The sequence below is a fragment of the Thermobaculum sp. T2p genome (genome assembly GCF_059335935.1).
This window is the reverse complement of record NZ_JANZYQ010000013.1, coordinates 1-26,864: the sequence shown is the minus strand read 5'-3', so window position 1 is coordinate 26,864 and position 26,864 is coordinate 1. Positions and strand designations below refer to the sequence as shown.

Sequence of the window (26,864 nt, the reverse complement as noted above, 5' to 3'; positions counted from 1 at the left end):
GCTGTTCCCCGTCAGGCAGGGCGAACATAGGGCAGTGTGGCACCCGAGGTCGTACAGGTCGACCCTCTTCGACCAGAGCGGGACGTGTGAGGGGTATGCCAGGAGGCCTCCTGGCATACCCCTCTCTACGAGTAGCTACTGGCGGCCGACCTGTGGGACGACCTGCTCGCCCGAGGCCGCTGATCGGTAGAAGGCTACGCATGCCGCCAGGTTGTTGTACGCGTCCTCGACGGTGGCCACCGGCTGCTCCCCGCGCATGGCGGCGATCCAGTGGTCGATGCCCTCGGAGCCTGCCTGCCCAGGGGCGAAGTGTACCCAACCTTCGAACGGAGGAAAGCTGCCCGCCACCGCGACGCGGCCGCTGAGGGAGTCGTAGGTGAACGCTCCCTCACTGCCCACCAGGCTCCACTGCATGCGGAAAGCCCCAGGCGCCGCGTGCCAGGTGTCCTCTATGGTGGCGACGAGCCCGCTCTCGAACTCGACTGTCGCGACCCCGTAATCCTCCAGAGGCAGGTCCGGGTAGCGCAGGTTGCGAGCTACTCCATATACTCTGGCTACCTCTGAGCTCGTCAGCCATCGCAGGAGGTCTATATGGTAGATAGCATGGTCTATCCATCCACCACCCGGAGCTCGGTTAGGATCCGCAAACCAACCTGGGTCGGGATCGTCTGGCCAGCTTCTGGGCAAGGACGACCACAGGCTGAAGCTTGCAGTGAGGAGGCGGCCCAAGCGCCCTTCATCAACCCAGGACCTTAGGCGGGTGTACTGACTTGAGAGGCGTTGGCGGGACTCAGCGGGCAGGAACACCACGCCAGCCTCCCTCACGGCATCCACCACGCGGGAGGCCTCCTCCAACGTGCGGGCGAGGGGCTTGATCGACAAGATGTGCTTGCTCTCCCTAGCGGCCGCAACGCAGATGTCGGGATTGCGGTCGACGCTGAGGAAGCTGGCGATCGCCGTTATGTCTGGATCGCTGATCAACTCCTCCGGATGGTCAGTCACTCGATCGATCCCCAGGTCTTGGCCAACCTTGCGAGCCTTCTGGAGGTCTGAGTGGTAGATGCCTGCCAGCTCCGCCTCGGGGTGGTCCACTATGGCGCGGGCCAATGGCAGGGCTGAATACCAGTGATCTAGTCCTACCAGGGCTATGCGTACTGGTGCCAATCTACTTCTCCTTTCGCGGGTTATATCTTGTGTAGGGCTAATGAGCTGTGCTCAGGGACCCTAGGAGCCGGCTTGCCAGGGTGTAGGTGTGCAACACCCTCCCATCAGTAAGGTCCCATGTGGCCAGCTCGGAGCGCACGATGTCGGGGAACTTCCGGCTGAGATCACGTAGGGCGTTGCCTACCGACCTGCGCACCTGCTTACTATCGTCCGCGCGCAGCGGTGCCAATAACCTGACAACCCGCTGAGGCTGCTGGGGTAGGCGGCTCGAGCGGATCCACGGCCGCATCCCCTCCACAGCCGCCCTCCGCACGTTGGGGTTCTGGTCGTGCAGCCAGTCCTCTATCACGGGGAGGGCTCTCTCGTAGCCCACGTCTCGGCAGTACTTGGCGAAAGCCTTGGCGAGCATCTCCTGCACGCGCCAGTCGGGGTCCAGGCTCACCTCGTAACGGAGCGTGTTCAGGGCTTCCGTACAGGTGCTCGCGATGTAGCCGAGGACGAGGGTGGCGAACATGCGTGTCTGGTGCAGGTCCGACCGCATCAGCATGCGCGCCGTGGACAGGTTCTCCTCCTGGCAGCCACCCTTGACTAGCTTGTCTGCTTCCTCCTCTATGGGCCTGAAGCCACGCTGCACCTCAGCCAGCTTCTTCATAGTCTCCCAGATATCCATGTACCACCCCCTTGTCGTCTCGATATGAGCTATTAGAAAGGAAAGAGCTGCCGCTGCAACTCCGGTGTGAGAGCGGAGCCGTACTCACAGGTCTCGAACGCCTCGGCGTAGCGTACATGGCTGCCCCTGTCCTGCCCGTAGCGGGCGATCAGAAGGTCTCGGAAGCGGTCGGCATCGGCCCTCAATCTAGGCTCCATCTTCTGACGCAGCCAATCGATGCGCTGCTTCGGGTCCTCCGGTACCTCCTGCTGGTAGCCTCCGTTGTACGGCAGCCACTCGAAGAACTGCGACTCGTGGCAGGCGATCATACGGAACTTTTGCTCTACCACCTCGCCTATATCGATCACCACATCTGGAGAGAAGGGGTACGGCTTCTGGAAGCGGTCGCTGACGTACATGATGACTGGGTTGGTCCTCAGGTGGTCAGCCAGGGCGCGCACGTTGGGCACCGTGACCATGTAGGCTGCATCCTGCACGAGCATCGAGGTATAGCGGTGGTCGGGATGATAGTCGTTGGGCCTGGGCACAAGGATCAAGCTGGGCCTGAAATCCCGAATGATGCCGATCACCTCGCGTCGGCGATCCAACGTGGGCAGCAGCTCGCCGTCGTGGTTATCCAACACCTGATATTCGATGCCTATGACGCGCGCGGCCGCCCGCGCCTCAGCTGCCCTCCTGCGGGCCAACACGGCACCACCCTGCAGGTGATGGCCCGCGTCGCCGTTGGTCAGGGAGACGAACCTCACCCGCCAGCCCCTGCGCGCGTACAGGGCAGCCAACCCCCCAGCGGTCGCGTCACAGTCATCCGGATGTGCGCCGAAGACGAGCAGCGAAGGCGCTTCCTCAGGCATCCTCTCCCCCCTTCAGTTAGTGCGTCCACAATATAACCTGTTTTGCTCAGAATGTGAAGACTTGCACAAACCGATTTTTGTTCCAAGCTTACTGGGCCAAGGTGGGGAACCTCCACGCGGTGAGCGCCACGAGCACGACTACCGCGATCACCATCACGACCACATCCAACCCTATTCCGTAGTGGCTGACGCCGCCTTGCACCATCAAAGCCCTCAGGGCATCCACCTCATAGGTGAGCGGGTTGAGACGGGATATGATCTTCAGCCAAGCGGGCATCATGTCGATGGGGTATATCGCGTTGCTGGCGAAGAACAGCGGCATCGTAAGCACCTGGCCCAGCCCCATGAAGCGCTCGCGAGTGCGCACCATGCAGGCCACGAACAGCGAGAATGTGGAGAAGATCAGGGCCCCCAGCACGACTATCACCAGCGTAGCCAGCAGCGCCAAGGGGTGCCAGTTGACCTGGACGCCGACCAACAGCGCCAGCAGGAAGATGATCAACGCCTGTGTGAGCCCCCGCACGCTGGCGGCCAGCGCCCTGCCCAGCACCAGCGCTGCCCTAGGGGTGGGTGTGGCCAGGAACTTGTGGATGATGCCCAGGTCCCTCTCCCATATGATCGACATGCCGCTGAAGATACCAATGAACAGCACGCTCTGAGCCAGGATGCCCGGAGCCATGAAGTCTAGGTACCTTAGATCCCCCGTGGGGATAGCCCGGACACGCGTGAACACCTGCCCAAATACCAGCAGCCACAGCGCCGGCTGCACAGCCCTGGTGAGCAGGTCGTAGGGGTCGTGCAGGATCTTGCGGGCCTCCACCTCGGCTATCACCAGCGTCTTGCTGATGAACCCTAGAACGAAGGTAATCGGGTTGGTGGGTTGTGCGACCGGTACCTTAACCGAGACGACGGGCTGTGCGCCTTGCTCTTGAAGCTTCACGGTAGCTACCTCCTGTCTCGAGTTCTCCTCCTGTGTAGTGGACGAACACCTTGTCGAGCGTCGCTTCGGGATCGCCGACGGACGCCTTCAGCTCCGCGGGCGTGCCTATGGCGGCGATGTTGCCCAGGTGCATGATCGCTATGCGGCGACACAGGCTGTCAGCTTCCTCCATGTAGTGGGTGGTCAGCAGTATCGTCATCCCGAACTCTTCCCGCAGTCGCATGATGTGCCCCCACACCGCCGCCCGCGCCACTGGATCCAGCCCTATGGTGGGCTCGTCCAGGAAGAGGACTGTGGGCTGATGGAGCATGGATTGGGCAATTTCCAGCCTGCGGATCATGCCTCCTGAGTAGGTGCGCACCAGGCGGTCGGCCGCCTCCTCCAGCCCCATGAACTTGAGGGCCTCGCGGATGCGCCTCTCACGCTCATGCCTGGGGATGTCGTACAGCTTAGCGAACACCAGCAGGTTCTCGTAACCGGTTAGGGAGCCGTCGGCCGAGAGAGCCTGCGGCACGTAGCCTATTATCCGACGCACCATGGTGGCGTGGCGTACCACGTCGTAGCCGCCGATAGAGGCGCGCCCAGCATCCGGCGGCAGGAGGGTGGTGAGCATCTTGATGGTCGTGCTCTTGCCCGCGCCGTTTGGCCCAAGCAGGCCGAACACCTCGCCGGCTTCCACATGGAAGGAGATCGAGTTGACCGCGCGCATCTCACCAAAGGATTTGCTAAGGCCATCCACCTGTATGATGGCGGTCATGTGCCCTCCTCTTGTGCTTAAACATTAAGTTTTTTAACCTTACGGTATTTTGACACTACTTGAAGAAATATGCAAGAGGGAAAAGTCGAGCGTGACCGCAAGTCCTGCAAGCAGCTCCGGGCTAGGCCAGCCGTGGCGGCATGCTGTGGTTGGTGTGGGGGGCTAAATATGTCAGGAGAAGAACCAGTTTGATATATTATATAAAATATGTGAAAAATGATGCCTGTAATTTGGGGCCAAAATGGGACAAGATATGTACTCGATGGCTGATTTCGTGATAAAGTATCACAAAGCAAACAAAAACTAACAACTAATCTATCAGCGGGAGGTCTGCCTTGGGAGGAGTCGCTAGCTACGTGGGGGTTGATCTCGGCGCTGAGAGCGGTCGCGTCCTGCTGGGTGAGCTCGAGGACGATCGCTTCTCCGTCCGCGAGGTGCATAGGTTCGCGAATATCCCCGTGCGCCTGCCTGATGGCTTGCATTGGGATATCCTGTACATCTACCAACAAGTGCTCGAGGGAGTGTCCAAGGCCCTGCGCGCCGCAAGCGGCGAGGTGAGGAGCATAGGGGTGGACTCCTGGGCTGTGGATTATGGCCTGCTGGATGAGAGGGGGGCGCTCATAGCTAATCCATACCACTATCGAGATGCCCGTACCGAGGGTATGATGGAACTTGCCTTCTCGCTGGTCCCGAGGCAAGAGATCTTCGAGCGTACCGGCATCCAGTTCATGCCGATCAACACCCTCTATCAGCTGCTAGCGGAGGCCTCCTGTCCAGAGATCTCTCTGGCCCAGCACATGCTGATGATCCCTGACCTGCTCAACTTCTGGTTGACGGGAGTCATAGCGTCGGAGTACACCAACGCCACCACTACTCAGCTCTTCTCGGCTCGGCACAGGGTTTGGGATACGGATCTCATAGAGCGTCTGGGAATACCGTCGCGGATATTCAAGGATGTGGTTCAACCGGGCACCTGCCTGGGTACACTGAGGGATGATGTGGTAAGGGAGATAGGCCTTCGGGCAGCGCCGGAGGTGGTGGCGGTGGCCTCGCATGATACAGCCAGCGCTGTGGTAGCCGTGCCCGCTACGACCAAGGATTTCGCCTACATCTCGAGCGGTACGTGGTCGTTGGTGGGCACGGAGCTGGAGGCCCCTATGCTGAGCGAGCCGGCACTGAGGTACAACTTCACCAACGAGGGAGGTTATGGGGGTACCATACGCTTCCTGCGCAACGTCATGGGGCTGTGGATCGTGCAGGAATGCCGGCGTGCGTGGGAGCGTGCTGGCGAGGTCCTGGACTACGATGCGCTCATAGCCGAGGCTTCCCAAGTCCAGGGCATGCGGGCCTTCATAGATCCCGATGCGCCTGAGTTCCTGCCTCCAGGAGATATGCCCTCCAGAGTGGTGGATTTCTGCCGACGGACGGGACAGGTACCTCCACAGACCCGGGGGGAGTTGGTCCGCTGTGTCTTGGAGAGCCTTGCCCTGAAGTATCGCTGGGTCATAGAACGCTTGGTGGAAGTTACGGGCAGGCAGATCAGCGCCGTCCACGTCGTGGGTGGGGGCAGCCGTAATGCCCTCCTATGCCAGTGCACTGCCGATGCCCTTGGCATGGAGGTGATCGCTGGGCCAGTGGAGGCCACGGTCCTGGGCAACATCGCCGTGCAGGCGATGGGCGGCCAGGACCTATCCCAGATAAGGGCCGTCATACGGAACTCGGTGAGCCTTAGGGGCTACGAGCCCTCCATCGATCGAGGAGCCTGGGACGAGGCGTACGATAAGTTCGTTACAATACTTCAACACGTGGAGGATTGAGATGCAAGGTGGCAACGACTTTGACAGGAGTTATCAGGAGCTGAAGCGTCAGCTGGAGGACAAGGGCGTAGATGTGGCCTATGTGGAGGCCAGGCTCAGGGAGCAGCGAGTGGAGACTCCTTCCTGGGCCTACGGTAACTCGGGCACGCGATTCAAAGTGTTCCCCCAGCCTGGGGTGCCTCGCAATCCCTTCGAGAAGTTTGAGGACGCCGCCCAAGTACACAGGCATACGGGTATCTGTCCCACCGTGGCGGTGCACATCCCTTGGGACAAGGTGGACGACTACACTGAGCTTCAAGACTACGCACAGTCGCTGGGCCTAAGTATAGGTGCGATCAATCCCAACCTGTTCCAGGACGAGGATTACAAGCTGGGCAGCGTGACGCATCCTGATGCTCGGGTGCGTCGCAAGGCCACCGACCACCTGTTGGAGTGCATAGAGATCGGCAGGCAGGTGGGCTCCAACATCCTCTCGCTATGGTTTGCTGATGGCACCAACTACGCTGGCCAAGATTCGTTCGTGGAGCGTCGCCATAGGATGTTGGATTGCCTCAGGGAGGCTTACTCTGCGATGCCTGACGGCATGCGCATGCTGCTGGAGTACAAGTTCTATGAGCCAGCGTTCTACCACACCGACCTTGCCGACTGGGGTCAGTCTGTGCTCATGTGCCAGAAGCTAGGTGACCGCGCTCAGGTGCTGGTGGACCTGGGACACCATGCGCTGGGGACGAACGTGGAGCAGATAGTGGCGACGCTGTTGGATGAAGGCAGGCTGGGCGGATTCCACTTCAACGCTCGCAGGTATGGCGATGATGACCTGATCGTGGGCTCTACCAACCCCTTTGAGCTGTTTTTGATCTATGTTGAGCTCGTGGCCGCCGAACGAAGAGGCGACAACGTAGCTCAAGTAGCCTACATGATTGACCAATCCCACAACATCGAGCCCAAGATAGAGGGTATGATCCTCAGCGTGATGCACCTGCAGGAGGCTTATGCCCGAGCCCTGCTGGTGGATTGGCAGGAACTGGAAGATGCCCGCCAGTCCGGTGATGTTCTCCGCGCCTACAGGACGCTGCAAGATGCCTACCAAACCGACGTCAGGCCTTTGTGCGCTGCTGTTCGCCAACAACTGGGTGCTTCACCTGATCCCATAGCTGCCTTCCGGTCCAGCGGCTACATGGAGAAGATCGCCAGCGAGCGCCAGGGCGGCGTGCAGATGAGCTGGACATAATATTGCGAGGGGATAGAAGATGCAGAAAGTGGAGATACACGACATAAAGGTGGAGAACCTTTGGAAGGATGAGGACGCAAAGGGACTCAGTGAGTTATCTCAGCTGGTATATCGCTCCCATTTGCTTGGGGCCAACAGAGCTGTGGCCAATTATGGTGGTGGCAACACCTCCTCGAAGGTCAGGGGGGTGGATCACGTAGGTCGGGAGGTGGACGTGCTGTGGGTGAAGGCCTCCGGCAGCGACTTGGCAACTATCACCAGCGAAGGGTTTGCAGGCCTGCGTTTGGAGGAGATCCTGCCCCTGATGGATCGAGAGGCTATGACCGACGAGGAGATGGTGGCCTACCTAGCCAAGTGCCAGCTGGAGCCTAATATGCCCCGGCCCTCCATCGAGACGCTGCTGCACGCCTTCGTGCCCTATCCTTGTGTGGACCACACCCATCCCGATGCCATCAACATGATCTGTTGTGCTGAGAGGGGACAAGAGCTGGCACGCGAGTGCTTTGGCTCCGATGCTGTGTGGATACCCTACATCCGTCCGGGATTCGCCCTGTCCAAACTGGTCGCCAACGCCGTGCGCGAGCACCCAGATGCGAAGATGGTACTACTGGCTAAGCACGGTCTGGTCACTTGGGGGAGTGATAGCCGCGAGAGCTACCACAACACGATCGAGGCGATCAACCGTGCTGCAGAGTTCGTCATGGCCCGTGCGAGCGGGCGTAAGGTGTTCGGAGGGCTGCGGGGCAAGGTGCTGTCCGACGAGCGGGCAGAGGAGATCCTGGTGCAGGTGCTGCCGCATATCCGAGGTGAGGCCTCTGCCAACGGCTCCAAGATCCTGCGCGTCGACAGAAGTCCGGCGGTGCTCGAGTTCGTTGACGGTCAAGAGTCGCGCGAGCTCTCGCAGGTAGGTGCTGCTTGCCCTGATCATCTGGTGCACACCAAGATGCGCCCGCTGTGGGTGGACTTCGATCCCGAACGTGAGGGGCCCCAGGAGCTATCCACTCGCCTGCGCGAGGGTATACGCCAGTACAGGCAGCAGTATGAGGAGTACTTCCGTCGCTACAGCTCGGGAGCAGAGGTCATGATGGACCCTAACCCCAGAGTGATCCTTATAGCTCATCTGGGGATGGTCACCGTGGGCAAGGACAGGCGCGCGGCCGACCTCTCGAGGGATCTCTACCACCGCGCCATCGAGGTGATGAGGGGCGCCTCTTCCATAGATAGCTTCGTTTCTCTTACCGAAGAGGAATCGTTCGCCATAGAGTATTGGCCACTGGAACAGTACAAGCTAACGTTGCTGCCGCCGCCACGGGAGCTCGCGGGCAAGGTGGCCTACGTCACCGGCGGGGCAGGGGGCATAGGCAGCGCGATCTGCCGCGCGCTTGCGCGTGAGGGGGCCTGCGTGGTGGTGGCGGACCTGGACGTGGAGGGTGGTCAGGAGGTGGCCGACGAGATGCCCCAGCCATCGATCGGCGTATGGGTGGATGTGACCGATGAGGCAGCTGTGGCGGAGTCCTTCCGACGGACCATACTGGAGTATGGCGGAGTGGACGTGGTGGTCTCTAACGCTGGCCTGGCGTCCAGTGCTCCGGTGGAGGAGACCAGCGTGGAGCTTTGGGAAAAGAATCATGCGGTGCTGACCAAGGGCTACTTCCTGGTGTCCCGTGAGGCTTTTAAGTTATGGAAGCAGCAGGCCACGGGTGGTAGCCTGGTGTTCATAGCTTCCAAGAACGGTCTCGTGGCGGGGAAGAACGCTTCGGCCTACTCCTCTGCTAAGGCTGCGGAACTGCACCTCGCACGCTGCTTGGCCGATGAAGGTGGTGCGTACGGCATCAGGGTCAACACAGTGAACCCTGATGCCGTCCTGCAGGGCTCACGGATATGGAGCTCCTCTTGGAGGGAGGAGAGGGCCAGGGCCTATGGAATCAAGCCTGAGCAGCTGGAGGAGTACTATCGAGAGAGGACGGTCCTGAAGGTAAATATCTACCCGGAGGATGTGGCCGAGGCGGTGCTGTTCTTTGCCTCCAGCTCGCGCTCCGGCAAGTCGACCGGCAACATCTTGAACGTTGATGGTGGCGTCTCGGCCGCCTATCCGAGGTAGCGCGTAGATGTCTGAGGTCGATCTGTTCCTGCGGCAGGCGGCGGCCACGGGCAGCGGAACCTCGCGCGTGCGCGCAGATGATGCATCTGCGGTGGCTGGCGTAGTGGCGGCGGAGATGGAAGCCGTGGCCGCCGCCGCGTGCACGGTCAGTGCACGCGCTGCCCTTATGCTCCCGGAGCTGCTCGATACCCTGACTCGGCGTGGCGTAGAGGTGAGCATCGCCGAAGAGATGGCTGAGGGGCTAACTACCCGCCAGCTTGCGGAAGCCCTTGCGGGCAGAGTGGGAGTGATCGCCGCGGAGGCCGGTGTTCTGGAGACGGGCTCTGTGCTCCCCTCAGATGATACCCTCCCAGCGCGACTGACGGGTATGCTCTCCGAGTCGGTGGTCGTGTTGCTGCCCTCCGGCAGGCTCCTGCGCTCTCTCGATGACCTAGCGGCGCTGCTTGCTCGCCTATCCTCTGAGGGTAGGCGTTTCCTATCATTGGTCACGGGTCCCAGCAGGACCTCGGATATCGAGCGGGTGCTTACAATAGGAGTGCAGGGACCGCGTAGACTCCACATCGTGATACTGCAAGAGGAGGAACGAGTTGGCAACGAGTGATGCTCATCAGGGATCAGCCGCACACGAAATGCTGCCGTTCGAGGTGCGCTACCGACGGGCGCTGAGCAACCAGCAGCTGGAGCGCAACCTGCTGAACTTCCAACGCTCCTGGAGGACCGCGCGAGATGCCAGGTGGAATGAGTGCGCCGAGTTGGGGATGGTGCCCCAGCTGGATGGCGTCCCCAACGCCAACCCTCTGGCGTCCCTCAGCGACTCGCCGGGAGACCGCCTCTTCAGGTCCCTGCGGGACCATATGGCGACCATCAAGGATGAGGTGATAGATCACCTCGAGGAGTACATCGACCAGTTTACTCAGGCTGCGGCGCGCAACGGGGTACGGGTGTACCGTGCGGCTAAGGCGGATGATGCCAATCGCTACGTCCTCGAGCTGTGCAGGGACAGAGGCATCCGGCACGTCGTCAAATCCAAGAGCATGGTCTCCGAGGAGATAGAGCTCAACGCCTCCCTCGAGAGCGTGGGCATCAAGGTCGTGGAGACCGATCTCGGTGAGTGGGTGGCTCAGCTCAGTCACGAGCGCCCATCCCACATGGTGCTGCCGATCATCCACAAAAATCGCGTGCAGGTGGGGGACCTCTTCTCGGCTTACACCGGCCGCCAGATCAGTCGGCAGGATATAGGCGAGCAGGTGAGGGTGGCCCGCACCGAGCTGCGCCAGGAGTTCCTATCGGCCGACATGGGCATCACGGGCGCCAACGCCGTGGTGGCTGATACCGGCGCGATCATGCTGGTGACGAACGAGGGCAACGCTCGCCTGGTGACCTCGCTGCCTAGGATACATGTCGTACTGGTGGGTGTGGAGAAGATGGTGCCGAACTTCGCGGCAGCCATGTTGCAGGTGAGGCTGCTGGCGCGCTCAGCCACCGCCCAGCCAATAACCGCCTACACGACGTTCATCAGCGGTCCTTCCCATCCCGATGGCGAGATGCACGTGGTGCTGTTGGACAATGGTCGTAGCCGGATGCGCAGCACACCCCTCATCCGCGATGCCCTGCGCTGTATCCGCTGTGCAGCGTGTGCCAACGTATGTCCCCCGTATGCCGTGGTGGGCGGCCACGTGTTCGGGCACATCTACTCCGGTGCTATAGGACTGGTCAACACCCCTTACCACCACGGATTGGAGGCGGATGCAGGGCCCCAGAGCCTGTGTGTGTCCTGCAATGCCTGCGCTACCGTGTGTCCCGTCGGCATCCCGCTGCCTCAGCAGATCCTGGAGGTGCGTACCGAGGTCGTTCGCCGGTTGGGGTTGCCCCTGCCCGTGCGGCTGGCACTCGAGCTGTGGTCCCGCCCGCGGCTGGCGCAGCCTCTATTGCGCTTGGCGGGACAGTTGCTGCGCCCGCTGTCGAGCGGTGGCATGCTCCGGCTGGGTAGGCTGGGTCTGGATCGTCTGCAGGTATCGCGGAAGCAGTTGTCCTGGCGCACCCCTCCCACTGTCGCTCGCGAGCCGGCCAGGGACCTGCTACGCCATAGCCACCCACAAGCTACACTACCTAATGACGCGCAGGGCCTCAAGGTCGCCTACTTCATCCAGTGTGTCACCGACTGGTTCGCTCCCCAGATGGCTACGGCGATCGCCAAGGTGCTGTGGGCATTAGGCGTGGAGCTGGTTGTGCCCCAGCCTCAGCACTGCTGTGGCCTGCCGGCTTTCGATGCCGGTGATCGCGACGCCGCGCGGAGGATGGCCCGGCAGACGATCGAGACCCTGGAGCGTGTGCAGGCGGACTACATCATCACAGGCGGCACGAGCTGCGTGGTCTGTATGCTCCATGAGTACGAGCGTATCTTCGGGGATGACCCCGAGTGGCGGGAGCGCGCTGAGCGTCTATCCCGCAAGGTGGTCGACTTCACGACCTTCCTCACGCAGGTCGCGAGGTTGGAGCCTGGCGTGATCAACCCCCCAGCCGATCTAGGCCGGGTGACGTACCACAACTTCTGCCAATCTCTGAACGTGCTGGGCATCCGCGAAGCCCCTGTACGCCTGATAAGGGACGTGCTGGGCCTGGAGTACGTCGAGCTGCCGGAATCCAATGTCTGCTGTGGCTTCGGAGGTTCAACTTCGATCACCTACCCCGAGGTGGCCTCCCACATCCTGAGGCGCAAGCTGGACAACCTAGCAGCCACTGGTGCAAGTGTGTTGGTGACTGATAATCCTGGTTGCATCCTGCATATAGGAGGGGGCCTGGATGCTGCCGGCATGACCCATATCCGCGTGATGCACACAGCTGAGCTGGTGGCGCATTGTCTAGCGTCCGGCAGGTAGCTGCCCTGATTTGGGTTTTGGCACCAAACCTGCTATAGTATTATGACTTGAGAGGGGTAGCTTTATGATCGAGAGAGAGGATAACGCACAGCATATGTCAGCAGAAGAGAAGAAAGCCTACCTGGTTGAGGAGCCTAGGGGCGAGCCCCTACCGGACCTCACGCAGATGGGTGTGGATGAGGATGCGTACGTGGAGACCCCGGATGGCGGCGAGGCGATCGTCGTGGGTGATGAGGAGCTGGCTGAGCGCCTGCAGGCGGAGGGCCTCACGGTCACCGATGCCCCTGCAGGACACTTTGCCAACGAGGCCGGCGTTGATATCTGGGTGGATGAGCAGGGCACTGCGAGGGTGTCCAAGGAAGAAGGGGAGTCGGTAGAATGAGCCTGGTTGTCATGGAGATAGATATAGAGGAGCCTCCTGCGCCATCGCCGGAGCCTGAGCCTCCTCTGCCCACTCCACCGGAGCCGGAACCCGAGCCTCCCCTTCCCGGCGATGATACACATCCTGTGGGGGGTTAGCGTGCACCAGACACCAATCTTCGTCAAGTTAGAGTACGAGAGAGATGCAGCCACGTACGTCAACCTCCTGGCTATCGCCGAGGTCGACTTCCATGAGGAGGGGGAGAATCTCGTGGCTAGGGTGAGGTACACCTCGGGCAGTGGCCTGTCCGAGGTGGTAACTTTCCATGGGCAGGCAGCTGAGCAGCTGCTAGCAGCCGTCAACCACCACCTCATAGTGCACGATGAACCGCCAGTGAGTACTGAGTAGCTACCCTGCTGATTGTAGATCGTGTTTTTCAGAAGCGGATTGCAAGCGATTACAATATAGATCTCACAAGCTATTAGATGTGGATGCGATCACGCTGTGGATAGCTCGATTTTTAGGTGCGCTTGATGTAGAGTTGTGTAGCGCACTATCCTGAGCTAGTAGGCGGTCAATCTCCTACATGAGCCGCAATTCTAAGGATGATTAACGCACTACCGTAGCTAACGCGGGCGTGTTTCCTGCTGAAAGGTACTGAGAATAACTTTGTAAGGAGGGTGCAGATGGCACAGAGCAAGTGGGATAGGGTGTCTGCGGCGCTGGAGGGGGGTAAGCCCGACAAGGTGCCGCTGACCTTCTGGATGCACTTTCCGGAAGTGGATCGCTCCGCCCGTGGGCTGGTACGCGCCACAGTGGACCTTTACCGGCGCTACGACCTGGACCTCATCAAAGTCATGTTCCGCAGTTCCTTTGGCCTCGAGGACTGGGGCGTGCACTTCGGCAGCTACCACCCGACTCGTGGCTCTTGGCAGACGGAGGAGTACGTGGTACACACCCCGGAGGACTGGGGGACCATCGAGGTGCTCTCGCCTGATCGTGGTGTGTTGGGCGAACAGTTGGAGGTACTATCTCAGATACGACAAGAGGTGGGGCCTGATGTGCCCGTGCTGGCGACTCTGTTCTCTCCCTCTATGCTGGCGGTCAGGCTCTCCGGCAAGGCCAGGTTCCTGGAGCATTGGAGCACCCATCGGGACGACGTGGAGCGTGCTCTCAAGGTGATAGGGGAGACCGTAATGGCGTTCGGTCTAGCCTGCTTGCGATCGGGTGCTGACGGTATATTCTACGCCATCGAGCTGGGTAGTGCTCGTGTCATGCCCCACGAAGAGTATAGAGCTATTGGAGAAAAGTACGATCGTCCCATCCTCGCTGAGATCCACGAGCGTTCTCGCCTGACGATGCTGCACCTGCACGGTGAGGACCTGGCCTTCTCGGAACTTGTCAACTACCCTTCCCATGTGGTTAACTGGTACGATAGATGTGCTGGGCCGAGCCTGCGCGCTGCGAGGGCCGTCACCAGCAAGTGTTTGGCTGCTGGCATAGATCACGAGAGAACCCTTATGCTGGACACCCCGGAGGAGATAGCCTCGGAGGTGCGCGCGGCCGTCGCCGAGGTGGATGGCCGAGGCCTGATCCTGGCGCCTGGGTGTGGTATACCTATCACGGTGCCGGAGCGGAGCCTACGTGCGCTCGTGGAGGCTAGAGACTCTCTAGCATAGGGGGCCGGGGACTAGGGGCTTTGATTTTATGTTTTATCGAATGCTATTCTTGTAGAGTAATCCTGGGTAGGGCAGACACAATGTGTCCTCGCCCAAAGCTTGCTTATATGAGAACAAAGGAGTTACTGGAGGTATATGGTAAAGAAGCGGGAGCCAAGGCATAAAGTATCACGTCGCTTCGGTGTAGATATCTACGGCACAGGCGGCGATTCTCTGCAGCGCAGGTTGCACATACCGCCCGGCGGTTTCAAGGGCGGACGCAGGCGCCGGCTTTCGGAGTACGGCATGCAGCTCTTCGAGAAGCAGAAAGCTAAGGCTTACTACGGCGTGCACGAGCGCCAGTTCCAGCGCTACTACCAGCAGGCGGAGCGCATGCCCGGCAACACTGGTCACAACCTACTGCAGCTCATCGAGCGCAGGCTGGACAACGTGGTGTACAGGCTGGGGTTTGCTCGCACCCGTCCCATGGCACGTCAGCTGGTGGTGCACGGCCACGTGCGGGTCAACGGGCAGAAGGTGGACAGGCCATCTTACCAAGTGAAGCCCGGGGAGATCATAACCCTCACCGAAAAGGCGCTCCAGATCCCGGTTGTGATCGAAGAGATGGAGTCGCATCGGATCGTGCCTGCATGGCTCCAGCGAGAGGGACCAGTGGGCAGAGTGGTCAGGCTGCCCGAGAGGGATGAGATCCCCGAGCCAATCAACGAGGACCTGATCATCGCCTTCTACTCCCGTTACTAGGGAGCGTACATCACTAGCTTACTACTTGGGGAGGGGCCCAAACCCTCCCCATTCTTTTGGGCGTATAGAGCTGCCCTTCCGATCTTGGACGCTACGCCACCGCCAGCTTAAGTGGGTTAACCGGCGCAAGCGACCCCCTGAGACCCTTGAGGGGCTAGATGACTTGTGGGCGCTCCATCGCCCCACTCGTCAGATGGTTGATACCGGGAGGTGCACGACACTGGGGGAGCTCGCAGTCCTATATAAACGTCCCCTGACCTGCAAGATCGGGGCGTGCATATGCAGTCTGGCTGTGGCGAGCGCAAGGGGAATGGGGTGATATCCCAAGCCACAGCCGGCCTGGACCCAGCACCAGTGCCAGGAGAGCATGCCGGCTGAGGAGTATATGCGTGGTAGGGGAGCCTGCTCCCCTACCACGCGGTCTACTGGGCTTAGTTGCGAGATCTCAGCTTTGCCATTACCTCCAAGGGCAGCTTGTAGATGTAACCGTCGTAGGCGTCGTTGGTGTCCCCCGCCACCATGGGCTGCAGCGTCTGGTACACCACCAGACCTTGCTTCTCAGCAAAGGAACCGTAGTCCCCGTTGCTCAGACCTGGATAGGAGGTGTCCTCTGGCTTGCGCTTGAAGGTCACGCGGTAGGTCTGGGCCAGAAGTGGGTCTATCCTCCAGCTACTCTTGGGCATGTCGTTCAGCGACCACAGCTCTGCTATGAACACGTCTTTGGCCCCGTTGGTATCTCCGGCAACTAGGTTGTAGGCCCGGGAGGTGAAGGATAGGTATCTGCCCGAGGCTGAGATAGTGGCTGAGTCTGTTACCCCGTTGGAGTTGCCGCCGCTCCTGGAGGTGGTGATGAGCACCGGATGGCCGATCCTGGCGTCCCAGACATAGGCGTCCTCCAGCCCGTTGGTGTCGTCGCCTGCAAGGTTGCCCTTCGTCCAGAACGCCACCCGGCTGCCGTCCTCGGAGATGGACGGCGCTCCCACCCCGGCGTAGGACTGCCCGCCGTGGGCCGCGGTGTTCAGCCGCTGTATCCTGCCCCAGGCGGAGGTGTCCGAGGCCCTGGTCCACAGGAAGAGGTCCATCTCCCCGTTGGTGTCCCCGGGCACGAGGTTGCTGCCCCTCGACACGAAGGCCACCTTGTCTCCGCCGTTGGACATGGCCGACCAGAAGGAGAGGCCGTTTGAGAGCTGCCCGTTGGCGCGGTCCACGTAGAAGCGCTGGTCGTGCACCCTGTCCCACAGCACGATGTGCGAGCTGTTCGGGGTGATGCGGGTGTAGGCTATGTAGTCCGCGTTGGAGGCCAGCGTGGGATCGTAGGCCGACTCGCCCTCGCCGCTCGAGACCAGCGTGAGCGATATGTCCCCGGGCTCGCCGATCTGCCCGTCCCTGGACACGTCGAGGTTGGCCAGGTAGACGTCGTAGCTGCAGTCTATCCCCACCCCGCACAGAGCGCCCTGCTGATCGCCGTTGTCGGGGAGGTTGGTGGCGTTGGAGGCGAAGGCCACCCAGCGGCCGTTGCCGGCAAAGCTCCCCCAGACGGCCCGGCCGTTGGAGGGTTTGCCATCCGTCCTGCGGTCCACCAGGTAGGTGTGGCCGGTGCGCAGGTCGCGGACGTAGAGGTGGTCCTTGCCGTCGGCTATCCGCTGCTGGGTGCTGCCCCACCTGACGACTATGCTGCAGCGGGTGCGGAACAGCACGTAGCGCCCCGAGGAGTCGATCTTGGTGTCCCTTGCCCCCAGGTAGCCGTCGCCGGTGCAGTCGGGGACCTGACGGTCGTTGTCGCCGAGGGTCACCCTCGTCAGTTCGCCTGGTGCTGCCGCGGCGCGATGGGGGTGGGCCCACAGCAGCGCCGGCAGCAGCGCCAGCAATGCCAAAAGTAAAGCGTATGCTCTTGTCCTCATGTTGTTCCTCCTTAGGTTCATTGCGCGTACCGAGTGCCATAGGTCTGGGGTTTGTGTGGCGGGTGGTGATCTGGACATGGTCGATCCTCACTACGATGATAATGGTTATAACATACATATAGATATACAAACACGTACATAAAGATTTATATAAATATATGACAGGATCATATAATAATCTCTGCGTATCTGCAATAGTACTTTGGTATGATTTGCTTGCTCGCTACGGAAGCTAGCGAGATTTCTGGGTTCTTATGCTGTGTACCTGATGAGCGTGTCGAGATTTTCTCCCTAGGTGTTTACCGCGGTGTTAGGGAGCGAAGTCGGGGCGCGGGACACGAGCTACCAGGATCTCCTCATTGCCGTCTGACGAGGCTACCCGTAGAAAGCCCTCCATGGGTCCCAGATCTTTGTAGCCTTTTGTGCTTGGTGTGTGCTCGCTCGTGATGATACTGGACTGTCCGTAGAACTCGAGGTCCCATGCCTTGCCGGTCATCATAGGGTTGACGGCGTACGTAAAGAATCGGTTGATGTGTGTGGCTTTATAGCTACTGTTGAGCCAGTCCTCCTGCTGCTCACGTGTCCACGGGCCGGGGTTGGCGGAAGGCTGGACCAGGATCTGGGCGCCCTGTGCCGATAGGGCTTGTAGCACGTCCTCCTGGAAGGCGTCCAGACAGATCGCGATCCCCACAGTGCCCAGCTCGGTCTTGAAGGTCTTGATATCTCCCACCTGTGAGGGTGTGAGACCAAGCATCTGACGCCCCTCCAGGTCTATCAGGTGTACCTTCCGTTGGGTGCCAACGATTCCCCCGCTGGGATCAAATAGGTACGCGGTGTTGTAGATCCTGTGGTCGACCACCCTCGCGTTGAGCCCGTCCAGATCGATCGCTGGCAGGGGGATGCTTCCCGCAGCGATGTACACTCCGTAGATCCGTGCTGCTCGAGAGAACGTGCTCAGATAGGTCTCCGCCATCGCCCTCCAGCGGTGTAGGATGAGCGCAGAAGCCCACCCCGTTCTATGGAGAAGCTTGTGGAAGATGACGGGTAGCAGATGCGCACGTACGGCTCTAGATATAGCCTCCTTTGTGGAGCGTGCGTCCTGCAGGAGGTCTTGCATCCCTTGCAGCACGAGCATCAGGCCAACGTCCTCCGGGAAGGCTACCAGAGTGGGAAGATTGCCTCGCAGGTGGGGAGCCAGCTCTTCCATCAGGGAGGATACCTTCCTCTCGAAGCTCTGAGGGCTCCAGTAGTCCTCTAGATTGAGCTTCATCTGTACGGCTATGAGCTGTATCTCGCCTGCTGCCATAGTTTTATCGGGTGGCGGGGCACAGAGCCCCGCCATGTTGATTGTCAGGAGGCCCAATCCATAGGAGCTGGCTGTTTGAAGGTGGATTGTACCTCAACGGCTTCGCCCGAGGCCATGGATCTAGTGGCCGCCTCCAGGATCTCCACCACGTGGGCGGCCTGCTCGCCCGTGGCTCTGTGCGGGCGGTTCTCGAGGATAGCCTGGGCCATGTCTCTAGCTCCCCTGCCCCACTCCGTACCGTGGTACGGCTCCTTTATGAGGGGCACGGGCTCGTACTTCTTGCCAAACTCGGTGTACTCGACGTCAGCGTCGAACACCTGCCAGCTGGAGATGTACAGCGATCCCACGTCGCCGTGGAACTCGACGCCCTTCTGCTTGCTGTGCTGCCCGACGTAGAAGTCGGTCGTCAGGCGTACTACAGGCCCACTCTCGAGCTCCACTACCGAGACCACGAAGTCTGGCGTGCTTACGTGGAAGGGGCGGCCGTCCAGTGTCTGACGATCGGGCTTGAGGAGCTCGCCCTTGGCCCATACTCTTCTGGCTGGGCCGAAGATGGTGGTTATGAGGGTGAGCGGGTAGACCCCAACGTCGTATAGGGCTCCGACCTCGTAGAACGGCTCGGGGGCCGGGTGCCAAGTCTCGATCCTGCCCCAGTTTACCTCGGCGAAGATCACGCGGACGTCTCCCAACTTCCCTTCACGTATCTGTTTCCATACGGTCTGTTGGGCCTCGCCCATCCAGGTGATGGGGGAGCACCCTAGTCTGAGCCCCTTGGACTGAGCAAGCTCGACGAGCTCACGGGCGTCCGCGTAGGTCATCGCCAGCGGCTTCTCGCTGTAGACGTGCTTGCCGGCGTTGAGGGCCTCGGTGATCACCGCCTTGTGGGCGTGGTGGATCGTGAGGTTCACGACCATTTGGATCCTGTCGTCTGCCAACAGCTCAGCGGTCGTGCGGTAGGGCTGGCCGCCGTGCTCTTTGGTGAGCGCCTCCGCACGGCTGTAGTCTATGTCCGTGGCCCCTACCAGCTCTATCTCGGGGTATTCCTTGAGGTTGGCTGCGTACCTGCCAGCTATGTTGCCACAACCTATGATGCCTACTCCTATCTTGTCCGCCATGTACAACTCTCCTTATGTTGTTATTGCGTTAGCTTAGCCATTCCTTGAGCATCTCGAGATCTGCCCGGCAGTCCTCGCTAGGGTCAAAGGTCTCGGGCTCGTGCTCGACGCTGATGGCCCCGGAGTAGCCTATCTGCTTGAGGACATCCACGCATTCCCTAATCGGCACCACCCCCTCGCCGTACCGGCAGGTATGATGTGATCCTACCTCTCGAACGTCCTTCAGGTGCACGTGAAAGACGTAGGGAGCCAATTCCTCGATCGCCCTCGCGGCATTGTATCCTTGAGTACCATACCAGCCCGTGTCAACAGTAGTGCCTATGGTGCCGTCGCCACCATCCCCGATCTTCTCCAGCATCTCCTGGGGACTCTTCTCGGGGTGGTTCTCTATACCTAACTTGAGGTTGTGGCGCTTGAGAGTATCGATGACGAAGTCCCGATCCTCATAAAGCAATGGACATACACCACCCAGTATTGTAACCCCTAGGCTGGTGGCCAGGGCGCATATCCGTTCCAACTCCTCGCGAGTGGACCCCATGCCTCCTGCTAGGCTGACGACTCCGAGCTGGTGCTTGCTTAGGAGATCCTTTGCCACCTGTATATGTTGTTCTGTAGCCCAGCGCGGGTTGAGATGCGCAAGCCACAGGTCCATGTGGTCGAACCCCAGGGCCCTGATATCTGCCAGTATCTCCTCGAACCGCTGGCCAAAGGTCTCGATGGGTCGGAAGTACTCGTTGGTAGCGTTGTCACCCTGACCCCAGCCCTCGGTCATGTTGTAGCCCAGCACCCTTGCGACGTAGTTCGCGCTCATGAAGGATATAGTGTTCATAACTAAGGCACCACCTCATATGTTATTTGGTTCGTACGGGTAGAGGAATGTGTGTGGGTCCCCATGTATATCCCGATTGCCATTATAGAGTAGAGGAAAGTATTTATACTATAGCTAACTGTGCTACACTGTTCTGCCATAGGAATTCGTGGAGGATGTCATGGTGGATACGGATACGGTGGTGATAAGAGATATCAGGCCTATATGCACGGCCCCTGAGGGTATTCGTCTCGTGGTGGTGAAGGTGGAGACCAACCAGGAAGGCCTCTACGGGTTAGGATGCGCTACCTTCACCCAAAGGGCCCTGGCGGTCGTGGAGGTGATCAATAGCTACCTGAGACCCTTTCTGGTGGGCCGCAGCGTGCACGAGATAGAGGACATCTACCAGTCGGTGAACCTAAGCTCGTACTGGCGGAACGGCCCAGTGCTGAACAATGCCCTGGCCGGTGTGGATATGGCACTGTGGGACATCAAGGGCAAGCTTGCTGGCATGCCTCTGTACCAGTTGCTGGGAGGGAAGTGCCGAGAGGCCGCGGCAGTTTATGCCCACGCCTCAGGAAGGGACATAGAGGAGCTTGCGGACAGCGTCCAAAGGTTCATAGAGCAGGGCTACCGCTACATCAGGTGCCAGATGGCTGTGCCTGGTTACTCCACCTATGGCGCGGCAGGTGGCGGCCGCTCCAGGGAACCTCAGCTCCTGGGCCTGGGTGAGCGACCTTGGGAACCTACCCCATACTGTCGGATGGTGCCCTGGATGTTCGATCAGTTGCGCAGCAGGTTCGGGTTCGAGGTGGAGCTGCTGCACGACGTGCATGAGCGTGTGCCCCCCATACAGGCCGTGCAGCTGGCGAGAGATTTGGAGCCCTATAAGCTCTTCTTCCTGGAGGATCCGCTGGCGCCCGAGGACCTGGACTACCTGCCCCTGCTGCGCCAGCACACCACCACGCCGATAGCCCTCGGTGAGCTGTTCGTGCATCCCCAGGAGTATGTGCCCCCTATCAGGGATAGGCTTATAGACTTCATCAGGGTGCATATATCGGCGATAGGTGGCATCACCCCTGCCCGCAAGCTCGCTGCCCTTGCAGAGCTGTTTGGTGTCCGCACGGCCTGGCATGGCCCCGGCGATGTGTCGCCCGTGGGACATGCCGCCAACCTGCATCTGGATCTGTCGTGTCCCAATTTTGGTGTGCAGGAACAGCACCTATTCGGCGAGGAAGCTAGGGCAGTCTTTCCTGGGTGTCCTGAGATACGTGATGGCTACATGTGGCCTAACGACAAGCCTGGTCTAGGTGTTGATCTGGATGAGCGCCTGGCCGCGGAATTCCCGTACCCTGATGATCCTAGGAATGGCTCTTGGCTGCCCGTCAGGCGCCGGGATGGCACTATAGTAAGACCTTGATGGAGGAAAACGCTATGATATCTAGTCTAAGCCATGTAACGCTCGTCGTGAGCGATCTTGACAGGTCGGCAGCCTTCTACAGGGACGTGCTGGGCTTTTCGGAGGTGCCCACTCCTCCCAGCTTCACCCACGCCGTCAGGTGGTTCGTGAGCGGGCGTGCGGAGCTGCACTTGATAGAGGCTCATGATGCCCCACAGGAGCCGGGAGACAAAGAGGCTCGCCCCGACCCTGTAAGGGATATCGGTCGTGCTCGCCATGTGGCATTTGCTGTGGCCGATCTGGAAGGCATCGTGGATCGTCTGCACCGCCACGGGGTACAGGTGCTGCTGGGACCACGTCCCCGTGGTGACGGGGTAACGCAACTCTACTGCATGGATCCCGATGGGCATCTCATAGAGCTACACACACCGTACGATATCCCTGGGATATAATGCTGGCAGCGCTGGACTCATAGCTATGGAGGTACGCGATGAAGGCAGTAGTAGTAGAACAACCTAAAACTGTGGTGGTGAAGGACGTGCCCAAGCCCGAGCCCGGTCCTGGGGAGGTGGTGGTGCAGGTGGCGGCCTGCGGTATCTGTGGCACCGACAAGAACATCTACGCTGGTACCTTCCTATCTCATTATCCCTTGATACCTGGGCATGAGTTCGCCGGGGTGGTGGCGGCCGTGGGTGAGAATGTATCTGGCCTGCGCGAGGGAGATAGAGTGGCTGTGGACCCCTCTCTGTTCTGTGGGGAATGCTACTACTGTCGCAGGCTACAGGGCAACCATTGCGAACGATGGGGAGCCATAGGGGATACGACCAGTGGGGCGTTCGCCGAGTACGTGAAGGTGCCCGCTCGCAACTGCTACGTCATCTCCGAGAAGATCTCTTTTGCCGAGGGCGCGTTGATAGAGCCCCTGGCCTGTGTGGTCTGGGGCATGAAGCGCCTGCAGGCTCAGCCTGCGGATTCGGTGCTTCTGCTGGGGGCAGGCCCGATGAGCATGCTCTGGCTTCAGGTGTTGCGGCACGGCAACGCCTCTCAAATCGTGGTTACTGATCTATATCCCTTCCGACTGGAGACCGCCAGAAAGTTCGGAGCCAGCGATGTGGTCCTGGCTGATGACTCCCAGGAAGAGCATCTACGGCAGATCTCACCTCGCGGCTTCGATATAGTCATCGACGTGACCGGTGTGCCGAAGGTGCTGGAGGCGGGCTTCAAGTACGTCAAGCCCATGGGCAAGCTGATGGTCTTTGGAGTGTGCCCCATGAACAGCTCCATCAGCGTGAACCCATTTGAGATCTATAACAAGGACATCACCATCCTGGGCTCGATGGCGATCAACTACACCTTCGAGCAGGCAGTCGAACTGGCGGAGTCGGGCGTGGTGGACCTGAAGTCCTTGGTGAGCCACAACTTTCCTCTGGAGGAGTTCGAGCAAGCCCTAGACACCGCCGGGACTCAGGAATCGATGAAGGTGCAGGTGAATCCCTAAGAGGATTCACCTGCCCTAAGTGCTTGCATCTTCCTTATCAGAGATGCGTACAACACTGCTAGGTACACCCAGTAGGGCATCCTGAAGCACCTTGTACTGGCTGGCCACAGCAGTGGCGCCCCACCGGTGGCCAAGTCGCGGAAGTAGTGCGTAGCTATGCCCGCAGCAGTTCCCGTTGCAACCCTCCGGTTACGGGTCAGCAGCCATGTGGCCACCGAGACCAATGCTGCGCACAGAAGGTTGTGGGTGTAAGGCCTACATGGGATCTTGGGTCTCAGGGGCTTGATTCCCAGCTCCATGGGAATGTGATCTAGGTCCATCACGATTGCTCCAAAGGCTATGGGCAAGTAATCCCCTAGATCCCCATAGAGGGGCATGGCCATTAGGAAAGCTGTGATCTCGTGTGCCGTCTCATCGCCTGCTGCCCTCACGAGGAAAGGATCGCTCTCCAGTTTCATAGCGCCTTCGATAGCAAGCAGCATCGGCAAGGCGCTCAGCAACGCTCTCCGACGCGGGATTCTATACAACAATTGGTTGATCTTCTCTCTCATGCACTACTCCTTCATTGCGGATCAGTCCACCGGCTGTTGCTCGACGACCAGCACGCTGCCAGTGATGAGTTGGCTGTCATCGGAAGCGAAGAACAAAGCGGCTTTGGCGATGTCCTCCGGCAGGAGCAGGCGTCCAAATGGTCTGGTAGCTGTGGCCCTTGCCAGCCACTGCGGGTCTCCGGTCACCTCTTGCTGCACGCGATCCTCTCCCTCTGTGAGGGTCCACCCGACGTTGAGGAGGTTGACCCTTATCCTGTACTTGCTCAGCTGCTGGGCAGCGTTCTTCGTCATGGTCATGAGGCCGCCCTTGGAGACCGAATAGGAAAATAGGTTGGGGGCACCGATGTAGGCGTTGACGGATCCTATGTTGATGATGGAGCCCCCACCCCTGGCGCGCATGTGGGGTATGCAAGACTGCATCAGCAGGAAAGGTGCCCTAAGGTTGACGGCCATATGTAGCTCCCACAGCTCCAGGGATGTGTCTTCCACCGTGCCTCGGGTATAGTCTCCAGCGTTGTTGACGAGTACATCTAGCCCTCCGAAGGTCTCTGAGGTGAACTCCACTAGTTCCCTGCAGTCTGCAGGGCTGGCCAAGTCAGCTCGATGGAAGACGATCCGATCTTCATGAGCCCCCTCTTCAACCATGTGGGCTATGGCTTTGCTGCCACGGTCGGCATGCCTCCCGCTGATGACCACTCTGGCTCCCTCCTGCAGGAAGAGCTTTGCGATGCCAGCCCCTATGCCGCTCGTGCCGCCGGTCACAAGCGCCACCTTGCCCTGTAGCTTTTCACCCATTCAGCTTGCCTCCATGTTAGGTAGTAGTACCGATTTCACGACCTCTCCGGATTCCATTAGGTCGAAGCCCTTGCGCCATTCCTCGAGCCCTCCAGCGAAGCCCACGAGTTGGTGGGTGGGCAAATTGCCGCTAGCTATGAGCCTTATGACCTGTTCCCAGGTCTCATAGGTGTGACTGAACGAGCCTCTGACCGTGACCGCCTTGCGCACGAGTGGATCAAGTGATGCCCCCAGCGGTTGTGGCCCCCAACCCACTTTGATTATCTCTCCTAAGGGGCGGACCGCCTCCATGGCGGTGATGAAAGAGGCTGATGCCCCGGTAGCATCTACCACTAGATGAAAGCCTAGTCCATCGCCTACGCTGCCTGCTAACTCGCCAACGTCGACTTGATCAACCCGCAACGCCTCGTCCACTCCGACCTTCTTGGCCACCTGCAGGCGATGGGCGTCTCGTTCAGTCCCCAGCACCACTACCGGGCCTGCGCCCATTAGCTTGCACAACATGGCCGAGAGCAATCCTATCTGGCCTGGTCCGAGCACTAGTACCGAGTCACCAGGCCTCAGGTGTGTGCCCTGCGCCACTGCCTGATAGGCCACACAGGCTGGCTCGGCCAGAGCCATAGCTACGTGATCGGAGTTCTCGGGTATGGCGTGGAGGCACCTCGTGGGCACGAGGACGTACTGCGCCATGGCCCCATCTATGCCGTAGCCAAAGCCCTTTCTATGGGGGCATAGGTTGTAGTGACCGGTGCGACACAGCATGCACTGGCCGCAGATCACGGCTGCGGTCTCGCAGACCACTCGCTGACCTGGGTGAAAGCCCTGCACTCCGTCCCCAACTTCCTCGATCGTGCCGGTGAACTCGTGTCCCAGCACCACAGGTACGTTGACCTCCCAGGACTGGGTGCCGTGTACCTGGTGGATGTCGCTGCCACAGATGCCGACCGCATCGACTCTAAGCAGCACGTTCTTCTCGGTAACCTGTGGCACAGGGATGTCCTTTACCTCGACCTGCCCTGGTGCCAGCCCATACTGTACCAGTGCTCTCACCCTTCTGCCTCCTGAGTGCTTCTTAGCTTGTTCATGATCTCTCGCAGTAGGCCTTCTGTATCGCCCTCCGCGGATCTGAAGCTTCCTGGATCTATCACCAGAGGTGCGCCGAGCACCAGAAACTGCAAACCTCTGCGCACTAGATCGATCGCCTCATCGATCGACAGCCCTCCAACAGCTTGGATCGGGATGCTAACGGCACGGAGAACGGCATCGATGTCCTCCGATGGCCTAGGTGGTGTACCCCCGCGGCTAGCGATTACCTGTGGGTCTCGACGCTCGTCGTAACCGACATGGTGAATTATGATATCTGCTCCTAACTCCTCAAAGCGCTTGCATGCGCGGGGCTTATCTTCTATCGCTAGATCGTCGACCATGACACCGATGCCGTAATCCCTGCCGGCACGAATCACCTCCTTGATAGTGGCTTCGTGGGCCCTTCCCATCACGACCACGTAGTCGGCTCCTGCCCGTGCCACCATCTCGGCCTCTAAGTAGCCTCCGTCCATGATCTTCGTGTCGGCGACGATGGTGTTGTTTGGGAAGGCATCTCGCAGGGCACTGATAGCTTTCAGGCCCTCAGACAGGATGAGCGGGGTGCCGGCCTCCAGCCACTGCACCCCAGCCCTAACCGCTTTGTGGGCGATGTCCAGCGCCTCCGATATAGTCGTAACGTCCAGCGAGATCTGCACCTTGGGCTCATTTGGGGGAGTCATTCATCCCCTCCACGTGGGAAAGTGCGGGATGACCTCCTCGGCGAACTGGTGCAGCTGTTCGGTCTCGTAAGCCGCCCGTAGCATGTACACCACGAAGTAGTTGATCCCCACATCCACGAAGGGCCTGATCCACTCTACTACCTGCTCCGGCTTGCCCACCACCGCTCTCTCCTGAAAGTCTGGCGTCTGGGTGCTGAGGGCGCGCTGCACGTCCTCGTGGTCTCTGGGCTTGTCCGTTAGATAGACCACGATCTCTGAGGACTTGATGATCTCGTCGTAGTTTCTGCCTAGCTCCTCACAATGCTGCCTGAGTACCTCTAGCTTGTGCTGTACCACCTGCGGATCGGTAGATACAAGGTTGCAGGCGTTGCCGTACTGGGCTACTAGTCTGAGGGTGACCTTCTCCCCTCCACCACCTATCCAGAAGGAGGGATGAGGTTTCCTGACTCCCTTGGGCTCGTTGATGGGACGATCTATCTGGTAGTACTTGCCCTCAAACTGAGGTTAGTCCTTGCTCAAAATGGAATGGATGAT

General features: G+C 59.9%; 27 protein-coding genes. 13 read left to right on the top strand and 14 right to left on the bottom strand.

Going from position 1 to position 26,864, the window contains the following annotated elements; translation table 11 throughout:
• Positions 1-135: 135 nt before the first annotated feature.
• The 5 genes from N2245_RS06705 to N2245_RS06685 all read right to left on the bottom strand — a co-directional run bounded on the left by N2245_RS06705 (position 136) and on the right by N2245_RS06685 (position 4,382).
• Positions 136-1,092: a Gfo/Idh/MocA family protein gene (locus N2245_RS06705; protein WP_494535960.1), complete on the bottom strand. Its 957-nt coding sequence runs from the start codon at positions 1,090-1,092 to the stop codon at positions 136-138.
• Positions 1,093-1,201: 109 nt separating this feature from the next.
• Positions 1,202-1,834, bottom strand: coding sequence for a HEAT repeat domain-containing protein (locus N2245_RS06700; RefSeq protein WP_494535957.1), 633 nt, complete (start codon positions 1,832-1,834; stop codon positions 1,202-1,204).
• A gap of 32 nt (positions 1,835-1,866) precedes the next feature.
• Positions 1,867-2,685: a PIG-L deacetylase family protein gene (locus N2245_RS06695; protein WP_494535956.1), complete on the bottom strand. Its 819-nt coding sequence runs from the start codon at positions 2,683-2,685 to the stop codon at positions 1,867-1,869.
• A gap of 88 nt (positions 2,686-2,773) precedes the next feature.
• The gene (locus N2245_RS06690; protein WP_494535959.1) at positions 2,774-3,553 is read right to left on the bottom strand and encodes an ABC transporter permease; all 780 of its coding nucleotides are present in this window, start codon (positions 3,551-3,553) and stop codon (positions 2,774-2,776) included.
• A 28-nt stretch (positions 3,554-3,581) separates the two neighbouring features.
• Positions 3,582-4,382 carry an ATP-binding cassette domain-containing protein gene (locus N2245_RS06685; RefSeq protein WP_494535955.1) on the bottom strand — a complete coding sequence of 267 codons (801 nt, stop codon included), beginning with the start codon at positions 4,380-4,382 and terminating at the stop codon, positions 3,582-3,584.
• A gap of 335 nt (positions 4,383-4,717) precedes the next feature.
• On the opposite strand from N2245_RS06685, the gene N2245_RS06680 reads away from it, so the two are divergent.
• The 10 genes from N2245_RS06680 to rpsD all read left to right on the top strand — a co-directional run bounded on the left by N2245_RS06680 (position 4,718) and on the right by rpsD (position 15,191).
• Complete coding sequence (locus tag N2245_RS06680) at positions 4,718-6,199, top strand: rhamnulokinase (protein WP_494535954.1); 1,482 nt, start codon at positions 4,718-4,720, stop codon at positions 6,197-6,199.
• A 1-nt stretch (position 6,200) separates the two neighbouring features.
• Entirely contained in the window at positions 6,201-7,430 is a 1,230-nt protein-coding gene (rhaI, locus tag N2245_RS06675) for an L-rhamnose isomerase (RefSeq protein ID WP_494535953.1), read from the top strand.
• Between the two features lie 19 nt (positions 7,431-7,449).
• Positions 7,450-9,531: a bifunctional aldolase/short-chain dehydrogenase gene (locus N2245_RS06670; protein ID WP_494535952.1), complete on the top strand. Its 2,082-nt coding sequence runs from the start codon at positions 7,450-7,452 to the stop codon at positions 9,529-9,531.
• A 7-nt stretch (positions 9,532-9,538) separates the two neighbouring features.
• Positions 9,539-10,132 (top strand): LUD domain-containing protein, encoded by a 594-nt coding sequence (locus N2245_RS06665; RefSeq protein ID WP_494535951.1) that lies wholly within the window; start codon positions 9,539-9,541, stop codon positions 10,130-10,132.
• On the top strand, positions 10,119-12,410 hold the full coding sequence (locus N2245_RS06660) for an LUD domain-containing protein (protein WP_494535950.1): 2,292 nt from the start codon (positions 10,119-10,121) through the stop codon (positions 12,408-12,410). Before N2245_RS06665 ends, N2245_RS06660 begins: the two co-directional genes overlap by 14 nt.
• Before the next feature lie 64 nt (positions 12,411-12,474).
• Positions 12,475-12,792: a hypothetical protein gene (locus tag N2245_RS06655; protein ID WP_494535949.1), complete on the top strand. Its 318-nt coding sequence runs from the start codon at positions 12,475-12,477 to the stop codon at positions 12,790-12,792.
• Complete coding sequence (locus tag N2245_RS06650) at positions 12,789-12,929, top strand: hypothetical protein (RefSeq protein ID WP_494535948.1); 141 nt, start codon at positions 12,789-12,791, stop codon at positions 12,927-12,929. Before N2245_RS06655 ends, N2245_RS06650 begins: the two co-directional genes overlap by 4 nt.
• Position 12,930: 1 nt before the next feature.
• Positions 12,931-13,179, top strand: coding sequence for a hypothetical protein (locus N2245_RS06645; RefSeq protein ID WP_494535947.1), 249 nt, complete (start codon positions 12,931-12,933; stop codon positions 13,177-13,179).
• 278 nt (positions 13,180-13,457) lie between these two features.
• Entirely contained in the window at positions 13,458-14,450 is a 993-nt protein-coding gene (locus tag N2245_RS06640) for a uroporphyrinogen decarboxylase family protein (protein ID WP_494535946.1), read from the top strand.
• A gap of 135 nt (positions 14,451-14,585) precedes the next feature.
• Positions 14,586-15,191 carry a 30S ribosomal protein S4 gene (gene rpsD / locus N2245_RS06635; RefSeq protein ID WP_494535945.1) on the top strand — a complete coding sequence of 202 codons (606 nt, stop codon included), beginning with the start codon at positions 14,586-14,588 and terminating at the stop codon, positions 15,189-15,191.
• Between the two features lie 431 nt (positions 15,192-15,622).
• Here rpsD and N2245_RS06630 read toward each other — a convergent pair whose 3' ends face one another.
• The 4 genes from N2245_RS06630 to N2245_RS06615 all read right to left on the bottom strand — a co-directional run bounded on the left by N2245_RS06630 (position 15,623) and on the right by N2245_RS06615 (position 20,342).
• Positions 15,623-17,092, bottom strand: coding sequence for a TolB-like translocation protein (locus N2245_RS06630; RefSeq protein WP_494535944.1), 1,470 nt, complete (start codon positions 17,090-17,092; stop codon positions 15,623-15,625).
• 310 nt (positions 17,093-17,402) lie between these two features.
• Complete coding sequence (locus N2245_RS06625) at positions 17,403-18,398, bottom strand: carbon-nitrogen hydrolase family protein (protein WP_494535943.1); 996 nt, start codon at positions 18,396-18,398, stop codon at positions 17,403-17,405.
• A gap of 44 nt (positions 18,399-18,442) precedes the next feature.
• Positions 18,443-19,513 carry a Gfo/Idh/MocA family protein gene (locus tag N2245_RS06620; protein ID WP_494535942.1) on the bottom strand — a complete coding sequence of 357 codons (1,071 nt, stop codon included), beginning with the start codon at positions 19,511-19,513 and terminating at the stop codon, positions 18,443-18,445.
• A 28-nt stretch (positions 19,514-19,541) separates the two neighbouring features.
• On the bottom strand, positions 19,542-20,342 hold the full coding sequence (locus tag N2245_RS06615) for a sugar phosphate isomerase/epimerase family protein (RefSeq protein WP_494535941.1): 801 nt from the start codon (positions 20,340-20,342) through the stop codon (positions 19,542-19,544).
• Positions 20,343-20,502: 160 nt separating this feature from the next.
• Here N2245_RS06615 and N2245_RS06610 point away from each other — a divergent pair, with 160 nt between their 5' ends.
• The 3 genes from N2245_RS06610 to N2245_RS06600 are packed head-to-tail and all read left to right on the top strand — an operon-like array spanning position 20,503 to position 23,218.
• A complete protein-coding gene (locus tag N2245_RS06610; protein ID WP_494535940.1) occupies positions 20,503-21,741 on the top strand; it encodes a D-galactonate dehydratase family protein in 1,239 nt (412 codons plus the stop codon).
• Between the two features lie 14 nt (positions 21,742-21,755).
• The gene (locus tag N2245_RS06605; protein ID WP_494535939.1) at positions 21,756-22,172 is read left to right on the top strand and encodes a VOC family protein; all 417 of its coding nucleotides are present in this window, start codon (positions 21,756-21,758) and stop codon (positions 22,170-22,172) included.
• A gap of 38 nt (positions 22,173-22,210) precedes the next feature.
• On the top strand, positions 22,211-23,218 hold the full coding sequence (locus N2245_RS06600; protein ID WP_494535938.1) for a zinc-dependent alcohol dehydrogenase family protein: 1,008 nt from the start codon (positions 22,211-22,213) through the stop codon (positions 23,216-23,218).
• Here N2245_RS06600 and N2245_RS06595 read toward each other — a convergent pair.
• From N2245_RS06595 to N2245_RS06575, 5 genes are read right to left on the bottom strand one after another with little or no spacing between them, the layout of a single operon-like run.
• On the bottom strand, positions 23,215-23,769 hold the full coding sequence (locus tag N2245_RS06595) for a metal-dependent hydrolase (RefSeq protein WP_494535937.1): 555 nt from the start codon (positions 23,767-23,769) through the stop codon (positions 23,215-23,217). The genes N2245_RS06600 and N2245_RS06595 overlap by 4 nt on opposite strands.
• A 21-nt stretch (positions 23,770-23,790) precedes the next feature.
• Positions 23,791-24,564, bottom strand: coding sequence for an SDR family oxidoreductase (locus tag N2245_RS06590; protein ID WP_494535936.1), 774 nt, complete (start codon positions 24,562-24,564; stop codon positions 23,791-23,793).
• Positions 24,565-25,614: a zinc-binding dehydrogenase gene (locus N2245_RS06585; protein ID WP_494535935.1), complete on the bottom strand. Its 1,050-nt coding sequence runs from the start codon at positions 25,612-25,614 to the stop codon at positions 24,565-24,567.
• Positions 25,611-26,330 carry an orotidine 5'-phosphate decarboxylase / HUMPS family protein gene (locus N2245_RS06580; protein ID WP_494535934.1) on the bottom strand — a complete coding sequence of 240 codons (720 nt, stop codon included), beginning with the start codon at positions 26,328-26,330 and terminating at the stop codon, positions 25,611-25,613. Before N2245_RS06580 ends, N2245_RS06585 begins: the two co-directional genes overlap by 4 nt.
• Positions 26,331-26,795 (bottom strand): LLM class flavin-dependent oxidoreductase, encoded by a 465-nt coding sequence (locus N2245_RS06575; protein ID WP_494535958.1) that lies wholly within the window; start codon positions 26,793-26,795, stop codon positions 26,331-26,333.
• Positions 26,796-26,864 lie beyond the last annotated feature (69 nt).